Below are 16,100 nucleotides of genomic sequence, written 5' to 3'. Positions count from 1 at the left end.
CAGCGATCGCGGCCGTCATCCTGGGCGGCCGAAGGCCGACCGGGATCCATCATCGGGCGCAGTTGGAGCCCCCCGATGGATCCCGGCCTGCGCCGCTGCGCGGCTGGGCCAGGATGACGGTGGAGGTTCGTCGGTCTCCAAAAACGACGCTCAATACCCCCGCGAAACCCGCTTCTGCGCCAGCCGCACCGCGGCGGGGATCGGCGCGATCACCGGCACCGAAAACCGCAGATTGAGCGACTGCGCCGCCTGGCCGAGCGGGCCGCCGCCGATCACCAGCGCCTGGGCGCCCATGGTCTCGATCGCCTCCGCGCAGGCTTCGGCGAGCGCCTCCACCAGCGTGGCGTGATCGGCCATGATCGCGTGGACATCGCCCTTGGTCAGGGCGACGCCCCGGAACGTCTTCTCATGGCCATAGGCTTGCGCCAGCCCGGTGATCGAAGGGACGAGATCGGGCGTCGTCGTCACCACCGCGAAGGGCCGCCGGCCCGCTCCGGCCTCGGCCATGCCGGCCTCGGCGATGCCGGTGACCGGGCAGGAGAGGCGCAGGCGCAGCGCCGCCAGGCCGGGATCGCCGAAGGCGGCGATGATGACGCCGTCCGGCGGGGTCGTGGTGATCGTCCCCGTCAGCGCCTGAACCGCCTTGGCCGACTGGGCCAGCGCCTCCTCATTGGTGATCAGCGGCACGCCATAGGGGGCGCTCAGCGCGTCGATCATGGTGCCGGCCGGCGCCGCCGCCTGGGCGATGGCGCGCATCATGTTGGTCGTGCTGGCATTGGTGTTTGGGTTGATCAGCAGCAGGCGCATCAGGGGCTCTCCGGCACAGCGGCGATGAAGGCGCGCGCAATCTCGGCGCGGCTCGCGATCCAGAGTCGGTCGCGCCGGGCCGCCAGCAGGTTCATGATGTCGCGAAAGGCGGCGAAGCGCGCCGGGCGCCCGACGATCCTGAGATGGAAGCCGAGATTGAGCATCCGCGGCAGGCCGCGCGCGGCCTCCGCTTCCAGCACGTCGAGCGCGTCGGTCACGTACTCCACCATCTCGCGAGCCCGCACGAAGCCGTTGGGATGGAAGAACTTCATGTCGTTGCTGTCGAGCGCATAGGGCACGACGAGCAAACCCGGGCGCCCTGGGGCGCGATCCCAATAGGGCAAATCGTCGTCGAAGCCGTTGGAGGTGTAGAGAAAGCCGCGTTGCGCCAGAAGCTCACGCGTCCAGGGGCTCTCCCCGCCGCGGCAGAAGAAGCCGACGGGCGCGACACCGGTCGCTGCCGTGATGGTGGCGACGCAGGCGTCGATGTCGGCAGCCTCCGCTTGGGGCGTCTCATAGTCGGCATGGGGCCGCCAGCGCCAGCCATGCACCGCCGGCTCATGGCCTCGCGCCACCACCGCCTTCGCCAGCGCCGGCGAGCGTTCGACGGCGCGGCCGCAGAAGAAGATCGTCGCGCGGATGTCGCTCTCGTCGAGCGCGTCGAGCATGCGCCAGAGCCCGGCGCGCGTGCCATAGCCGAAAATCTGCTCCTGACCCTGGTCGCGCTTGCCGGCGGGAACGACGCTGATCACCTCGCCCATGCTTTCCGAGCGCGCATCGCCGTCGCCGAACTGAAGCTCCGCGCCCTCCTCGAAATTGATCACGACCGAGACGGCGAGCCGCTGGCCATTGGGCCAGGAAAAATCCGGCCAGGCGCCGGCATAGCCTTCGAGGTCGCGGTGGGTCATGCAGCAACTCCTAAGGCGTCGAGCGGGATGGGGCGTCAACCCGTTTCCAGCTCCGCCAGCCAGTGCCGCGCGATCGCGTCGCGTCGGGCGAACCAGACACCGGGCTTCGACGCCGCATGCGCCAGGAAGCGCTCGAGCCCCCCGATCCGTCCCGGCCGGCCGATGATGCGCAGGTGTAAACCCACCGACATCATCCGCGGGACCGTGGCGCCTTCTGCGTAGAGCCGGTCGAAGGCGTCGATGCAGTAGCGCGCGAAATCGTCCCCGAAAACGAAGCCGCCGCCGCGCTGGAAGCGCATGTCGTTGGTGTCGAAGGCATAGGGCAGCACCAGATGCGGTCCGCCCTCGACATCGACCAGAAAGGGAAGGTCGTCATTGTAAGCGTTGGAATCATAGAGGAAGCCGCCATGCTCGCGCAGCAGCCGGCGCGTGTTGAGCGAAGTCGCCGAGCGCGTGTGCCAGCCGACCGGCGGCGTGCCGGCGGCCTGCGTGATCGCGGCAACCGCGCGCGCGATCGCCTCGCGCTCCTGCGCCTCGTCCATATGGGCATGCCGCTCCCAGCGCCAGCCATGGGCGGCGACCTCGTGCCCGTCGGCCACCGCCTCCTGCACCAGCCAGGGCGAGAGCGCGACGGCGCGCCCATTGGCGTTCAGCGTCGCCGCCACGCCATACTGCCTCAGCAGCGCGCGGATGCGCGGCCAGCCGGCGCGCGGGCCATATTCGAAATGCGATTCCATGCAGAGATCGCGCACGCCGGTGATCTCCTCGACCACCTCGTAGACGCTCTCGTTGCGCTCGTCGCCCTGGCCGATCGAGAGCTCCGCGCCCTCCTCGACATTGACCACGACGGAGACGGCTAGCCGCGCGTCGTTCGGCCAGGCGATCGCGGGCGGATTGCCGCCATAGCCGCGGAAATCGCGGTCGCTCACGGGAGCCGCCATCAGAGATCGGCCATCCGGCGCAGGCCCACCAGCCGGTCGCCGATGACGAGCACGGCGGCGGCGAGCAGGATCAGCAGGGCGGAGATCGCCGCGATCGTCGGATCGGGGCTCTCCTCCACATATTGCAGCATCTGGATCGGCAAGGTCTTGGTCCAGGCGTCGGTGAAGAAGATCGAGATCGGATAATTGTCCATCGAGGCCAGGAAAGCGAACATGCCTGAGGTCAGGAAGGCCGGGGCGAGCGAGGGCACCAGCACCTTCAGCACGGCCTTCGGATAGGACAGCCCGAGCGTGCGGGCGGCGTCGATCAGCGTGAAGTCGAACAGTGAGAGCGCCGCATAGACGGTGCGCACCACATAAGGCAGCGTGATCACGACATGGGCCAGGATCAGGCTGGCCCACACGTCGCGCAGGCCCGCCGCCCGGAAGCTCTCCAGCATCGCGATGCCGATGACGAGGCCCGGCAGCATCAGCGGCGAGACGAGGAAGGTGACGATGCCGTCGCGGCCGCGGAACTGGCCGCGCAGCAGGCCGATGGCGCAGAGCGTGCCGAGCCCAAGCGCGATCGCAGTCGACAGCGCCGCGAGCTGGACCGAAGTCGCGACGACCGGCCAGAGCTCGCGCGAACGGCCGAGCGCCTGGTACCAGCGCAGCGACCAGCTCGGCGCCGGCAGCGTGAAGACGGCGCTCGATCCGAACGACACCAGCACGGTGACGACGAGTGGCGTCAGCAGGAAGACCACCGTGAAGGCGGCCAGCGCCCAGACGACGGCGGAGGCGATGCGCTCTATGGTCGTCACGACGCGCCTCCCAGCCGCTTCGAGAGCGCCGCGCTGCCGACCACGACCGCGACCGTCAGCACGAGCAGGACAACCGCCGTCGTCGACCCCAGCTGCTCGTTGCGCATGAACAGGAAGGAGCGCCCGGTCAGCGTCGCCAGGGTCTGGAAACGGTCACCGATCAGCAGGTTGGGGATGACGTACATCGAGGCCGCCATCGAGAAGACGAAGGCGACGCCGGTGACGATGCCGGGCAGCGAGAGGGGCAGGGCGACCTTGAAGAAGCGGTAGAGCGGCGAGGCGCCGAGCGTCGCCGCCGCCTCGCCGAGCCGCGGATCGACCAGCTTCAGGACGGAATAGATCGGCAGGATCATGAAGGGCACGAAGACATTGGCCGCGCCGATCACGAGGCCGGCCTCGGTGAAGAGCAGGCGCTGCGGCTCGCTCCACAGGCCGAGGCCCATCATCAGTTGCGAGACCACGCCGTCGCGCCGCAGCACGATCTGCCAGGCGAAGGCCTTCACCACGACGCCGACCGAGAGCGGCAGGATGATCGCCACCAGGATCAGCGCCTGTGCCGCGCCGCGCGCCCGCGACAGGGCGAGCGCCGTCGGATAGCCGATCAGCAGACACAGCAGCGTCACCAGCACCGCGATGCGCAGCGTGTTGCCGATCACCGTCCAGCTGAAGGGATCGGACAGGAAGGCCGCGAAGGGGGCGAGCGACGGGGCGCCGCCACTGAGCACGCTGCGGCCGAGCAGCATCATCAGCGGCACGCCATAGATGATGGCGAGATAGAGCACCGCCGGCAGCGCCAGCAGCAGCACCGGGTCGAGGCGTCGCGACGCGTTCATGCCGCTTCTGCCGGCGCGGGGTAGACCAGCGTGTCGTCGATCGCCCAGGACATCTTCAGCGACGTGCCGGGACCCGCCGCAGCCGGCAGGGACGGCGTCTCGACCAGGATCTGCCCATCGGGCGGGGCCTGGAAATGCAGCTGGACCCGCGCCCCCTGGAAGGCGGCGTCCGCGAGTGGCGCCTCGATCCGGTTGGCGCCGCCATGGTTGAGCGCGATGCGCTCGGGCCGCACGCCGAGCAGGACGGGGCTGCCGGGCAGGAAGTGGCCCGGGCCGCGCAGCGGGCCGGCCTGCGTCGCCACCGTGACGATGCCGTCGGTGGAGTCGGTGACGGTGCCGGCAAGCCGCGTCGACAGCCCGACGAAGCCCAGCGCGAAGGGCGTCGCCGGCCTGGCATAGATCGCGGCCGGCGTATCCAGCTGCTCGATCCGGCCGCGATGCATCACTGCGATCCGGTCCGACATCGTCAGCGCTTCGTCCTGATCATGCGTGACGAAGATCGCGGTGGTGCCGACCTCGCGCAGCAGGCGCTTCAGGTCGATCTGCATGGTCTCGCGCAGCTTGCGATCGAGCGCCGAGAAGGGCTCGTCGAGCAGCAAGAGCTTCGGCCCGACGACGAGCGCGCGCGCCACCGCCACGCGCTGCTGCTGGCCGCCCGACAGTGCCTTGATCGAGCGCTCGGCATAGGCGCCCATCTGCACGAGATCGAGGAATCGCGCTACTGCCGGCGCGATCTCGCTCGAGGGCGCGCCGCGCGCCCTCAGGCCGAAGGCGACATTCTCCGCCACCGTGAGATGCGGAAACAGCGCATAGCTCTGGAACACGACGCTGACGTCGCGCCGGTGTGGCGGCAGCCGGGTGATGTCCTGCCCGTCGAGCGCGACGCGGCCCTGGTCGGGCCGCATCAGCCCGGCCACGATCCGCAGCAGCGTGGTCTTGCCGCAGCCCGAGGGACCCAGCAGCGAGACGAACTCGCCGCGGTCCATCGCGAGGTCGACGCCGTCGAGCACGGTGGCGGCGCCGAAGGTCTTGGCCGCTCCCGCGACGGACAGGAAACCCTGGCTCATGCTCAGATCGCCATCTCGCGATCCCAGCGCTTGATCCAGTCGCCGCGCTGGGCCGCGACATTGGCCCAGTCGATCTGGTGGATCTTGACATCGGCGCCCAGCCCCGCCGGCTTCGGCACCGCCTTGTTGGTGCCGATCGAGAAGGTCGGCCCCGCCAGCTTGTTCTGCAGCTCGGCGCCGAGCAGCTCGTTGACATAGGCGAAGGCGAGTTCCTGCTGCGGCGCGCCCTTAACCACCGCGATGCCCGAGGGCATGGCGAACACGCCTTCCTTCGGCGCGGCGAGATCGATCGGCGCACCGGCCGCCTTGCGCTCCAGCGCATAGGACGACATCGCCGGCCCGATCATCCAGGCCTCGCCCTGCTCGAGCAGATTGAAGGCCTGCGGCTGCTGCGTGTAGATCGTCAGCAGATTGGGCTTCAGCGAGGCGAGCTTCTTGAAGCCGGCATCGGTGTCCTTCTGGACGCTCTCCATCGTGCCGCCCGCGAGCAGCCCGGCGACGAAGAGCGAGGGCAGGCCTTCCGTATTCTGCAGCGAGGGGATGACGATGCGGCCCTTGTATTTAGGCTCGAACATCTCGGCCCAGGAGGAGGGCGGGGTCTTCATCGCGGTCTTGCTGTAGGCGACGCCGAGCCAGGGCTGCAGGTAATTGGCCCACATGCCGTCCATATGGGTTGAGCCCGGCAGGAGATCGGCCATGTTCGGCGCCTTGGCGGTCGTCAGCGGCTCCAGCAGCCCTTCCTTCACCGCCAGGATCATGACCGGATCGTCCATCTGGACGACCGACATGTAGGGCTTGTCCTTGTTCTTCTGCATCTTCTCGAGGTTCACCAGCGAGCGCGTGCCCTCGAAGATGATCTTGCAGCCATATTTCTTCTCGAACATCGGCACGACGGTCTGCTCGACCCAGGGCTTGTGCCCGGCGGCGCCGCCGACGACGAGTTCCTTCGTCTGGGCCCGCAACACGGACGGGGCGGCGATCAGTGCCGTGGCGCCCATGCCCGCCTTGAGGAGCGTGCGGCGGTTCGGCGTGCCTGCGAACGGCTTATCCATGGTCGGACCTCTCGAATTCGGCGCGCTCCCCTTCGGCGCGGACGGGAACAGGTGTCAGCAACCGGCGTGCCAGCGCGACGCTCTACAGTCGTACGAGATGAAAAGCTCCATGAAACAAAACGTTACGATCGATTTCGGAATCTGTTTCTCGATCCCAGCGCGTGCTGCGCGAACAGGCTCAGGCGTCAAATTTGTGCACAATCGCTATCTGAATGTGCATAAAAATTGGCCCCATCAGTGCTAGGATCGAACTCCGGGCGGCCGCCTCCGGCTGAGCCGGCTTTGCTGTCGAGACAGGTTGGAATGAACGAAGCGGCGATCCACACGATCCTCTCGCGTCTGCTGTTGGGGGGCTCGCTGCCGGGCGGCACGAAGCTCGGGGAGCATCGTCTCGCTGAGCTCTTCGGGGTCAGCCGGGAGCGCATCCGCAAGGTGCTACACCGGCTCGGCCACGAGCGGCTGCTGGAGATCGTGAGGAACCGCGGCGCCTTCACCATCGAGCCGGATTTGCGCGAGGGCAGGGTCGTCTACGAGGCCCGCCGCATCCTGGAGAGCGGCATGGTCGCCCATCTCGCCGACCATCTGAGCGAGGCACAGATCGCGCGGCTGCGCGGCCATGTCGACGCCGAGGCCGATGCCCTGCGCCGCGGCGACCAGCCGACCTGGCTGAAGCTCTCGGCCGAGTTCCATTTCCTCCTGGCGGAGATGATCGGCAACCCGATCGTCCAGCGTCAGGCCCATGAGCTGATCGGCCGGACGATCATGCTGGTGAAACGCTACGAGACGACGCTGGGCTCGGCCTGCGGCTGCGAGGAGCACCGGCTGATCTTCAAGGCGCTGGCGGGCCGCGAGCGGGGCAGGGCGGTCAAGGCGATGAGCAGCCATCTCTCGCTGGTTGAGACACGGCTGCGTCCGATCGTCTGCGACGAAGCCGGTCCCTCGCTGGAGGCTTTGCTGGAGGAGGCCATCGCCGCCTTCCGGGCGGAGCGGGGCGAAGACAAGAGCCCGCGCCACGAGGCGCCGGCAGCTTCGGCCCCGCGCTGAGCGCGCGGTCATGATGCGTTCCGTGCGCCGCCGGCGCGATTGCGCAGCGGGGCGGGGCGACTATCTCCCGTCCACCCGGCGCCCATCCGCGGCGCCGGCCCCCTCCCGGAGCCCGCCATGGCAGACCTCTCCGCCTTCCAGATCACGCAGCGCTGGCCGGCCCAGCATCCCGACCGCATCCAGCTCTATTCGCTGCCGACCCCCAACGGGGTGAAGGTCTCGATCGCGCTGGAGGAACTCGGCCTGCCCTACGAGCCGCACACCATCAATATCGGCCAGAACGAGACCTGGGGGCCGGAGTTCCTGTCGCTGAACCCCAATGGCAAGATCCCCGCCATCATCGATCCCGACGGGCCGGGCGGAAAGCCCCTCGGCCTGTGGGAATCGGGCGCGATCCTGATCTATCTCGCCGAGAAGACCGGCCGGTTGCTGCCGGCCGACCCCGCCGCCCGCTACGAGACGATCCAGTGGGTGATGTTCCAGATGGCCGCGGTCGGCCCGATGTTCGGCCAACTCGGCTTCTTCCACAAATTCGCCGGCAAGGACTACGAGGACAAGCGCCCGCGCGACCGCTACGCCAATGATAGCAAGCGCCTGCTCGGCGTGCTGGAGGACCGGCTGACCGGGCGCGACTGGATCATGGGCGCCGACTATACGATTGCCGACATCGCTTTGCTCGGCTGGGTGCGCAACCTCGTCGGCTTTTATGGCGCGGGCGAACTGGTCGATTATGCCAGCCTGAAGGCCGTGCCGGCCTGGCTCGAGCGCGGCCTGGCGCGGCCGGCCGTCCAGCGCGGCCTCGAAGTCCCGAAACGGCCCTGAGATCGCATCAGGCCGGGACGGGCTCCTGCGGTGGCACTGTCGCCACCGCATAGGCTGCGATCCCGGCCTGGGCCAGCGCGCTCCGGCCGCCGAGACCCTCGATCTCGAACGTGAACAGGGCCTGGTCGCAATGCGCGCCGAGGTCGCGCAGCAATCGCGCCGATGCGAGAACGGTCGCACCGCTTAGAAGACAATCGTCGATGAGGGCGATGCGCCGGGCGGAAATCTTCAGGCCTTTCGTGAGGGCCAGCCCATGCCCGATATCATGGCTGGCGACGACACTGCGGACGATGTCGGTCCGCAGCGAGCCCACCTTCCTGATGTGGATGAAGCCGAGACCTCGGGCGCCGGCGACGGCGCCGGCAAGAGCCGCCCCGCCCAGATCGATCCCTGCAACGATGGTGACATCGTCGTGGAGCGCCCCCGCCAGGTCGCTCACCGCCCGCTGGATCACCGCAGCATCCTCCGCCACGGTGTTGATGTCGGGAAAGTCGATGCCGGGGCGGGGATGAGCCCTCCAGCGCCGATGGGGCAGTCCTGTTCCAGATGCCTGGGGATCCGTGCTATCCGCGAAATCGAGCGTCGCCATGCAAAATCTCCTCGATTTGGGAGCCGTTTCCGGGCGAAGGCGCGGTTCTGGCCGTCTGGCCGACGAATCCTCACCCATCGGGGCTGGCATGATCACCATCTACGGCATCAAGAATTGCGACACGATGAAGAAGGCGCGCGCCTGGCTCGACGGGCAGGGCGTCGCGCATGCCTTCCATGACTACAAGACGAGCGGCATCGATCGTGCCTCGCTCGCGCGCTGGGTCGACGAGCATGGCTGGGAGACGGTGCTGAATCGGGCCGGCACCACCTTCCGCGCCCTGCCGGAGGCCGACAGGCAGGGTCTCGACGCTGACACGGCGATCGCCCTGATGCTGGCCCAGCCCTCGATGATCAAGCGTCCGGTGCTCGATCTCGGGGGACGGACGATCGTCGGCTTCAAGCCCGAGGTCTATGCGGCCCTGAACCCTGTGGCTTGAGGTCAAATCGGCCCGAACGCCGGATATTTGAGGCGTCGGCGCAACGAGAGGTTGAGACTTCGCGGTTAGGGTCGGACCCATGACCGCTCCGTCCGCCGTCGCGCGCCCCGCCTTCCCGAATGTCTCCTTCGGGCCGTTTCGCCTGCTGGAGGCCGTGCCCTGGCTGCTGGTCGCGGCGACGATGCGGGTCATCGCCTTCGCCGGCGGGTTGATCGCGCTTCCCGCCATCATGCTGGCCAACATCGCGCTCCTGCTCGCCTTCGTGATCGTGACCTGGCGGATGGTGCTGGCCACCGACGGGCGCAGCGGGCTCGGTCTGCTCGGCCTGAGCCAGCAGATCGGGATGGCGCGTGCCGTGCTGCCGCCCATCTTCGGTGTGCTCATGGCGGCCACGGTGGTGTCGGCGCTGACCGGGCTGATCGGCCGCCCGGGCGAGTTCATGCTCGGCTTCGATGGCATTGCCTTCGATCAGGCCAGCCATGTCGGTCGCGTCTGGAGTGCTCTGGTCGCCGCGCTCGTTCTGCTGATGGTGCTGCAGGTCGACGAGGCGTCGAAACCAAGCCTGTCGAGGGCGATCAGGCGCTTCTGGCAGCATGCGCGCTGGCTCGTCCCCGGCGTTGTGCTGGTCGCGGTCGTGGCCGTGCTGCTGCATCCGATCCAGGGCTATGTGCGGGGACTGATCATCCAGATGTGGCAGCACTCGCAATTGCCCATGTTGGTGAAGAGCCTGCTGTCGATGGTCTTCATCTTCTCCTTCGCGACGGTGCGTCTCTGGCTGACGGTCGGCATCCTCGTCTTCGCGTTGCGCCAGTCCTACCGTGCGCAGCCCGGAGCCTGACATTGTGGCGGGTGCAGCCTCTTCCCTAATCACGCCCGCTGCTCTACCTCGCGGGCCATGACCGCATCGCCCCCGTCCGTGCCGGCCGCCCCCGCTCCCGCGACCGACTTCAGCTTCCATCTCCACGCCCGCGACGGCGCCGCCCGGACGGGCGAGATCGTCATGCCGCGCGGCGTCATCCGCACGCCGGCCTTCATGCCGGTGGGCACGGCCGCGACGGTCAAGGGCATGTATCCCGACCAGGTGCGGGCGCTCGGCGCCGATGTCGTGCTGGGCAACACCTATCACCTGATGCTGCGGCCGGGCGCCGAGCGCATCGCGGGGCTCGGCGGCCTGCACCGCTTCATGAACTGGCCGCACCCGATCCTGACCGATTCCGGCGGCTTCCAGGTGATGTCGCTCGCCAATCTGCGCAAGCTGACCGAGGAGGGCGTCGCCTTCCGCTCCCATATCGACGGCTCGAAGCACATGCTCTCGCCGGAGCGCTCGGTCGAGATCCAGAACCTGCTCGGCTCCGACATCGTGATGCAGCTCGACGAATGCGTCTCGCTGCCCTGCGAGGATGCCGTCGCCGAGAAGGCGATGCGCCTGTCGCTGCGCTGGGCGCAGCGCTGCAAGGACGCCTTCGGCCATCATCCCGGCCGGGCGCTCTTCGGCATCGTCCAGGGCGGGGCGGTGCCGCATCTGCGCGTCGAGAGCGCGCGCGAACTCGCCGCCATGGACCTCAAGGGCTATGCCGTCGGCGGTCTGGCGGTCGGCGAGCCGCAGGAGGTGATGCTGGCGATGATCGAGACGGTCGAGCCGCATCTGCCGGTCGAGAAGCCGCGCTATCTGATGGGCGTCGGCACGCCCGACGACATCGTCGAGGCGGTGCGCCGCGGCATCGACATGTTCGACTGCGTGATGCCGACGCGGGCCGGCCGCCACGGCCAGATCTTCACCCGCTTCGGTCGGATGAACCTGAAGAACGCCAGGCATGCCGACGATCCGCGCCCGGTCGACGAAGGTTCCTCCTGCCCGGCCGCCAATGGCTGGTCGCGCGCCTATCTCCACCACCTCGTCAAGGCGGAGGAGATGCTCGGCAAGATGCTGCTGACCTGGATCAACCTCGCCTATTACCAGGAGCTGATGGCCGGCCTGCGTGCCGCCATCACTGAGGGGCGGCTGGAGGATTTCGTCGCGCAGACCAAGGAAGGCTGGGCGAGGGGCGACATCCCCGCCGCGCCGTGATCGACCCCTGGTTCCTGATGCTGGCGGCCAAGATGGCGACGGCGGCGGCCATCGTCGTCGGCTGCTCGCTGCTGGCCGAGCGCAGCGGGCCGCTGATCGCGGCCCTCATCGCCACCCTGCCGATCTCGGCCGGGCCGGTTCTCGTCTTCCTCGCGCTCGAGCACGATGCGGCCTTCATGGCGGAGAGCGCACTGGGCGCCATGACATCCAACATCGCCAATGCCGGGCTGAGCTTCGCCTATGTGCTGCTGGCGCAGCGCTTCGGCACGCGGCTCTGCCTCGCCGCCGCGCTGGCCGCCTGGTGCGCCACGCTGCTGCTGATGCGCGGGCTCGAGCCCTCCTTCCCGGTGATGACGGTCGCCACCATCGCCGTCTATGGCGGGCTGCACCGGCTGTTCCGGCCTTATCTGGCGGCGCGCCCCGACCGGCCGCCGGGGCGGCCCTGGTATCTGATCCCGATGCGGGCGGGCTTTGTCGCGGCACTGGCGGGCACGGTGACGACGCTGAGCGCCCTTGTCGGGCCGGGCTGGTCGGGCTCGCTCGCCGCCCTGCCGGTGGTTCTCAGCAGCATGATCGCGATGCTGCAGCCCCGCATCGGCGGCCCAGCCACGGCCGCCGTTCTCGCCAATGGCGCGCTCCCGCTGATCGGCTTCGGTCTCGCGCTGGCGGCGCTGCATCTGACGGCCGTCCCGCTCGGCTCGGCCGCGGCACTCAGCCTCGCGCTGGCGATCGCTGTCGGCTGGAATCTCGGTGTGATGCGGCTAAGCCGCCGAGCGCGGTGAGCGCCGCCAGGATGCCACGAACAGGCCCGCGATGATCAGGCCGATGCCGGCGACCTGCAGCCCGCTCGGGATCTCCCCCAGCACCGGGATGGCCAGCAGCGTGCCGATGATCGGGATCGTCGGCGGGAAGCGCCCGGCCACCGCCGGCCCCATGCGCCGGGCTGCGACGCTCCACAGCCACAGGCCGAGGATGACGTTCAGCACGCCCTGGTTGATGCCGTGCAGCACGATGACCCACCAGGGGGCGATATCGAAGCCGCGGAAGAAGAACAGCGCGTAGAACGGCAGATAGGCCATCGACAGCACGGCGACGACGCTGGTCGCCTTCAGCGGGTCGAGCCGCCAGAGCTGGACCAAGAGCGGATACATCCCCCAGATCAGCCCGACGCCGACGAAGCAGAGATCGCCGAACAGGATCGAGGGGTTGGTGTGCGTCGTGCCGGCGATTCCGAGGCATGCCAGGCCGAGCAGTACCGCGACGATGCCGACGACGAGCTGGCGCGTGATGATCGCGCCGAACAGCGCCACGCTGCCGATGATCGAGATCACCGTGACGAGTCCGGGCCCGATCGTCGCGCCATGGGCGGCCGGCGCATAGGTCACGCCGGTCAGGAGCAGATAGCTCATCGGGAAGCCGCTCATCACGGCGAGCAGCACGCCGCGGCCCCAGCCGAGGCCGTTGCAGCTCTTCACGCCGCCCGCGATGAAACCCGGCAGCAGCAGCAGGCCGGCGATGCCGAAGCGCAGGGCGAGGAGGTCGTGCGAGGTCAGGCCGTTGAGCACGGCGTGTCGGCTGACCACGAAATTCGCGCCGAAGATCAGCATCGCCAGCACCATGCCGGCAAAGGCCAGCCGCCACAGGCGCCGGTCGCGCAGGCGGGCGGCTTCCGACAGGGGCGCGGTCTGGTGCATCAGCCGGTATCGCCCGTTTCGACCGAGCCGCGTTAGCGCCCCGGTTGCATGGCCCCCGCGCGAAATCCGCGCTGCCGCGCCCCCTGCGCATGGCGCTGGAAACAATCCGAGACGAAGCGCCACAATGGCTCCGCGCTTCGGCCCTCGCGGAGCCGAACCCGCCCGCTCTTGTGAGACCGTTCACGGAGGGTGGTCGGACATGACGGATTCGGTCTTCACGGCCACGGCCAGGTTCCTGCGGGGCGTCGGCGCACAGGCGACGGTGTCGGTCGCGGCCTCTGCTCTGGCGGCGGCTGTTCTGGCCCTGCCTGCGGGCATCCCGCTGCCGTTCTTCGGCGCCTCGGCTCAGTCAGATACGGCGGTGGCGCAGCAGGAGCGCTGGGTCTCGCTCGTGGCCTCGGACGGCAAGATCCGCGAGCGCCATCAGGATGCGCCGGCGACCGAGCCGCCGCTGCGGGCCGCCCAGGGGCTGATCAGCCCGGCGGCGATCGTGATGCCGATGTCGCTCGACTGGAAGCAGGCCGCCACCGAGATCGCCGTCCTTCGGCAGGAGCGGCCGGCGGCCACCGAGCCGCGGTCTCATGTCCTGCAGGCGCAGGCTGCCGCGACCGTCCAGCCGTCTCCGCCGCGCCGGCCCGTGATCGAGCGCGCCGTGGTGACGGCGGAGGCTGCGCCGCTCCAGATCGCTCCCGCCGTTCAGGCTGCGGCGGTGGACGGCGGCGCGCCGTCCCAGCCGCCGCTGCGGCTGCTTGGTTTGGCGATGCCCACCCCGGTCGCCCGCGTCGGCGACGCGATGTCCGGGGCGGTCGGTGTCGTCGGCGCGGCCGGCATTTGGACGCTGTCGCGCGCCTCCAGCCTGCTGCCGCGCCTGTGACGGCTCAGGCGAGGGCCTTCAGCGCGCTGCGGCCGGCATAGACCGCCTGCGCGCCGAGCTCTTCCTCGATGCGCAGCAGCTGGTTGTACTTCGCGGTCCGGTCCGAGCGGGCGAGCGAGCCGGTCTTGATCTGCCCGCAATTCGTCGCGACCGAGAGGTCGGCGATGGTCGAATCCTCGGTCTCGCCCGAACGATGCGACATTACGGCGGTGTAGCCGGCGCGCTGCGCCATCTCGACGGCCGCGAGCGTCTCGGTCAGCGAGCCGATCTGGTTGACCTTGACCAGGATCGAGTTGGCCGTCTTGCCCTTGATGCCCTGCGACAGGCGCGTGACGTTGGTCACGAAGAGATCGTCGCCGACGAGCTGGCACTTCGAGCCGACGAGGTCGGTCAGCGCCTTCCAGCCCTCCCAGTCATCCTCGGACATGCCGTCCTCGATCGAGACGATCGGGTAGCTGCCGACGAGCTTGGCGAGGTACTTCGCCTGCGCCTTGGGATCGCGCGTCTTGCGCTCGCCCTCATAGACATAAGACCCGTCCTTGAAGAACTCGGTCGCGGCGCAGTCGAGCGCCAGCGCGATGTCCTCGCCGGGCTTGTAGCCGGCGGCCTCGATCGCGGACATGACGAAGTCGAGCGCGGCTTCCGCCGACTTGATGTTGGGGGCGAAGCCGCCCTCGTCGCCGACATTGGTGTTGTGGCCGGCGTCGTGCAGCTTCTTCTTCAGCGTGTGGAAGATCTCCGAGCCCATCCGCAGCCCCTCCGAGAAGGAGGGCGCGCCGATCGGCATGATCATGAATTCCTGGAAGTCGATCGGGTTGTCGGCATGGGCGCCGCCATTGACGATGTTCATCATCGGCACGGGGAGCACGCGCGCCGAGGTCCCGCCGACATAGCGGTAGAGCGGCAGTCCGGCCGCCTCGGCCGCGGCCTTGGCGACGGCGAGCGAAACGCCGAGGATCGCGTTGGCGCCGAGCTTGCTCTTGTTGGGCGTGCCGTCGAGCGCGATCATCGCCTCGTCGATCGCGACCTGGTCCTCGGCGTCCATCGCCACGAGCTGCTCGGCGATGGCGACGTTGACGGCCTCGACCGCCTTGAGCACGCCCTTGCCGAGATAACGGCTCTTGTCGCCGTCGCGCAGTTCGACGGCCTCGTGCTTGCCGGTCGAGGCGCCTGACGGCACGGCGGCACGGCCCATCGAACCATCCTCCAGCACCACATCGACCTCGACCGTCGGGTTGCCGCGGGAATCGAGGATCTGGCGGCCGATGATGTCGATGATCGCGGTCATGGAAGGACTCCGTGGCGGGCACAGGGGAGGGCGTCGGCCGTGCTTCTAGCCAAGCGCCCGGCCCGCGGGAAGCCCCGATCGCCGGGGGATGGCTCCCGGACGCCTCCCGTCACGCCGCCTGTCCCGCCCCGGAACGGCCTGCCGCTTGCGGCCCAGCCGATGCCGACAGCGGCGCTGTACCATCGGGAGACGACTATGTTCCAGATCTTGTCCAACAACCGCCGGCCCTCGCGGGGCATCGTGCTGGCCTCGATCGCCGTCACGGTGCTGTACTGGGCCGGTCTCTGCCTCGTCGCCGGCCGCCCGATCTGGTTCTGGTGAGAGCTGCGGCACCGGCGCCCGCGAAAACCGGTTCCCACCCGGCATGACCTTGCTCTAGAAGGCGGCCAACCTCAGGAGCCTTCCATGTCCCTCGATGCCGCGACCCTGCAACTCGGGCAGCAGACCGGTCTGCCCGCCTCGCCGGAGGAGGCGCGCCTCGATCGCGTGCCCAATCCCCATGCCGGGACGTCCTATCTGGCGCGCTTCACCTGCCCGGAATTCACCTCGATCTGCCCGGTCACCGGCCAGCCCGATTTCGGGATCCTGGTGATCGACTATCTGCCGGGCAAATGGCTGGTCGAGTCGAAGTCGCTGAAGCTCTTTCTCGGCGCCTTCCGCAATCACGGCGCCTTCCATGAGGACTGCACCGTCGGCATCGGCAAGACGCTGGTCGACCTGCTGGAGCCGGAATGGTTCCGGATCGGCGGCTACTGGTATCCGCGCGGCGGCATCCCGATCGACGTCTTCTGGCAGACGGGCGAGCCGCCCAAGGGCCTTTGGCTGCCCGACCAGGGCGTCGCGCCCTATCGCGGCCGCTGACGACCCGGCCGGG

At 68.9% G+C, this 16,100-nt stretch carries 19 protein-coding genes; 9 read left to right on the top strand and 10 right to left on the bottom strand.

Going from position 1 to position 16,100, the window contains the following annotated elements; genetic code table 11:
* Window positions 1-150: 150 nt before the first annotated feature.
* Genes SJY11_RS16885 through SJY11_RS16855 form a run of 7 tightly spaced genes read right to left on the bottom strand, consistent with a single transcriptional unit; the run spans window position 151 to window position 6,408 of the window.
* Window positions 151-807 carry an aspartate/glutamate racemase family protein gene (locus tag SJY11_RS16885; RefSeq protein ID WP_376987926.1) on the bottom strand — a complete coding sequence of 219 codons (657 nt, stop codon included), beginning with the start codon at window positions 805-807 and terminating at the stop codon, window positions 151-153.
* Window positions 807-1,715 (bottom strand): polysaccharide deacetylase family protein, encoded by a 909-nt coding sequence (locus SJY11_RS16880; protein WP_376987925.1) that lies wholly within the window; start codon window positions 1,713-1,715, stop codon window positions 807-809. Before SJY11_RS16880 ends, SJY11_RS16885 begins: the two co-directional genes overlap by 1 nt.
* A 35-nt stretch (window positions 1,716-1,750) precedes the next feature.
* On the bottom strand, window positions 1,751-2,656 hold the full coding sequence (locus SJY11_RS16875; protein WP_376987924.1) for an allantoinase PuuE: 906 nt from the start codon (window positions 2,654-2,656) through the stop codon (window positions 1,751-1,753).
* Window positions 2,656-3,456, bottom strand: coding sequence for an ABC transporter permease (locus SJY11_RS16870; RefSeq protein ID WP_376987923.1), 801 nt, complete (start codon window positions 3,454-3,456; stop codon window positions 2,656-2,658). Before SJY11_RS16870 ends, SJY11_RS16875 begins: the two co-directional genes overlap by 1 nt.
* On the bottom strand, window positions 3,453-4,289 hold the full coding sequence (locus tag SJY11_RS16865) for an ABC transporter permease (RefSeq protein WP_376987922.1): 837 nt from the start codon (window positions 4,287-4,289) through the stop codon (window positions 3,453-3,455). The genes SJY11_RS16870 and SJY11_RS16865 overlap by 4 nt, the downstream gene beginning before the upstream one ends.
* On the bottom strand, window positions 4,286-5,356 hold the full coding sequence (locus SJY11_RS16860; protein WP_376987920.1) for an ABC transporter ATP-binding protein: 1,071 nt from the start codon (window positions 5,354-5,356) through the stop codon (window positions 4,286-4,288). The genes SJY11_RS16865 and SJY11_RS16860 overlap by 4 nt, the downstream gene beginning before the upstream one ends.
* A 2-nt stretch (window positions 5,357-5,358) precedes the next feature.
* Complete coding sequence (locus SJY11_RS16855; RefSeq protein WP_376987919.1) at window positions 5,359-6,408, bottom strand: ABC transporter substrate-binding protein; 1,050 nt, start codon at window positions 6,406-6,408, stop codon at window positions 5,359-5,361.
* 303 nt (window positions 6,409-6,711) lie between these two features.
* On the opposite strand from SJY11_RS16855, the gene SJY11_RS16850 reads away from it, so the two are divergent.
* Both SJY11_RS16850 and SJY11_RS16845 read left to right on the top strand, forming a co-directional pair.
* Window positions 6,712-7,452: a GntR family transcriptional regulator gene (locus SJY11_RS16850; RefSeq protein WP_376987917.1), complete on the top strand. Its 741-nt coding sequence runs from the start codon at window positions 6,712-6,714 to the stop codon at window positions 7,450-7,452.
* Between the two features lie 117 nt (window positions 7,453-7,569).
* The gene (locus SJY11_RS16845; RefSeq protein ID WP_376987916.1) at window positions 7,570-8,274 is read left to right on the top strand and encodes a glutathione S-transferase N-terminal domain-containing protein; all 705 of its coding nucleotides are present in this window, start codon (window positions 7,570-7,572) and stop codon (window positions 8,272-8,274) included.
* 7 nt (window positions 8,275-8,281) lie between these two features.
* Here SJY11_RS16845 and SJY11_RS16840 read toward each other — a convergent pair whose 3' ends face one another.
* A complete protein-coding gene (locus tag SJY11_RS16840) occupies window positions 8,282-8,863 on the bottom strand; it encodes a type I phosphoribosyltransferase (protein WP_376987915.1) in 582 nt (193 codons plus the stop codon).
* A gap of 88 nt (window positions 8,864-8,951) precedes the next feature.
* Here SJY11_RS16840 and SJY11_RS16835 point away from each other — a divergent pair, with 88 nt between their 5' ends.
* The 4 genes from SJY11_RS16835 (at window position 8,952) to SJY11_RS16820 (ending at window position 12,152) form a co-directional block, all read left to right on the top strand.
* Window positions 8,952-9,302: an ArsC family reductase gene (locus SJY11_RS16835; RefSeq protein WP_376987914.1), complete on the top strand. Its 351-nt coding sequence runs from the start codon at window positions 8,952-8,954 to the stop codon at window positions 9,300-9,302.
* Between the two features lie 79 nt (window positions 9,303-9,381).
* Complete coding sequence (locus SJY11_RS16830; protein ID WP_376987913.1) at window positions 9,382-10,140, top strand: hypothetical protein; 759 nt, start codon at window positions 9,382-9,384, stop codon at window positions 10,138-10,140.
* Window positions 10,141-10,197: 57 nt separating this feature from the next.
* Entirely contained in the window at window positions 10,198-11,370 is a 1,173-nt protein-coding gene (gene tgt, locus SJY11_RS16825) for a tRNA guanosine(34) transglycosylase Tgt (protein WP_376987912.1), read from the top strand.
* Window positions 11,367-12,152: a hypothetical protein gene (locus SJY11_RS16820; RefSeq protein WP_376987911.1), complete on the top strand. Its 786-nt coding sequence runs from the start codon at window positions 11,367-11,369 to the stop codon at window positions 12,150-12,152. The genes tgt and SJY11_RS16820 overlap by 4 nt, the downstream gene beginning before the upstream one ends.
* On the opposite strand, the gene SJY11_RS16815 is transcribed toward SJY11_RS16820, so the two are convergent.
* On the bottom strand, window positions 12,132-13,064 hold the full coding sequence (locus SJY11_RS16815) for a DMT family transporter (RefSeq protein ID WP_376987910.1): 933 nt from the start codon (window positions 13,062-13,064) through the stop codon (window positions 12,132-12,134). The genes SJY11_RS16820 and SJY11_RS16815 overlap by 21 nt on opposite strands.
* A gap of 199 nt (window positions 13,065-13,263) precedes the next feature.
* Between SJY11_RS16815 and SJY11_RS16810 the strand changes: the two genes are divergently transcribed.
* On the top strand, window positions 13,264-13,938 hold the full coding sequence (locus SJY11_RS16810; RefSeq protein WP_376987909.1) for a hypothetical protein: 675 nt from the start codon (window positions 13,264-13,266) through the stop codon (window positions 13,936-13,938).
* Window positions 13,939-13,942: 4 nt separating this feature from the next.
* Here the strand turns inward: SJY11_RS16810 and eno are convergent, their stop codons facing one another.
* Complete coding sequence (eno, locus tag SJY11_RS16805; RefSeq protein WP_326911915.1) at window positions 13,943-15,226, bottom strand: phosphopyruvate hydratase; 1,284 nt, start codon at window positions 15,224-15,226, stop codon at window positions 13,943-13,945.
* Window positions 15,227-15,421: 195 nt separating this feature from the next.
* On the opposite strand from eno, the gene SJY11_RS16800 reads away from it, so the two are divergent.
* Window positions 15,422-15,547 carry a hypothetical protein gene (locus SJY11_RS16800; protein WP_376987908.1) on the top strand — a complete coding sequence of 42 codons (126 nt, stop codon included), beginning with the start codon at window positions 15,422-15,424 and terminating at the stop codon, window positions 15,545-15,547.
* Between the two features lie 84 nt (window positions 15,548-15,631).
* Window positions 15,632-16,087, top strand: a complete 456-nt coding sequence (gene queF / locus SJY11_RS16795; RefSeq protein WP_376987907.1) for a preQ(1) synthase — start codon at window positions 15,632-15,634, stop codon at window positions 16,085-16,087.
* The last annotated feature ends 13 nt before the right edge of the window (window positions 16,088-16,100 follow it).

It is taken from the genome of Allobosea sp. R86505 (genome assembly GCF_042466375.1).
GTDB lineage: Bacteria > Pseudomonadota > Alphaproteobacteria > Rhizobiales > Beijerinckiaceae > Allobosea.
The sequence above is the reverse complement of the archived record's forward strand: the minus strand, read 5'-3'. Positions and strand labels throughout refer to the sequence as shown.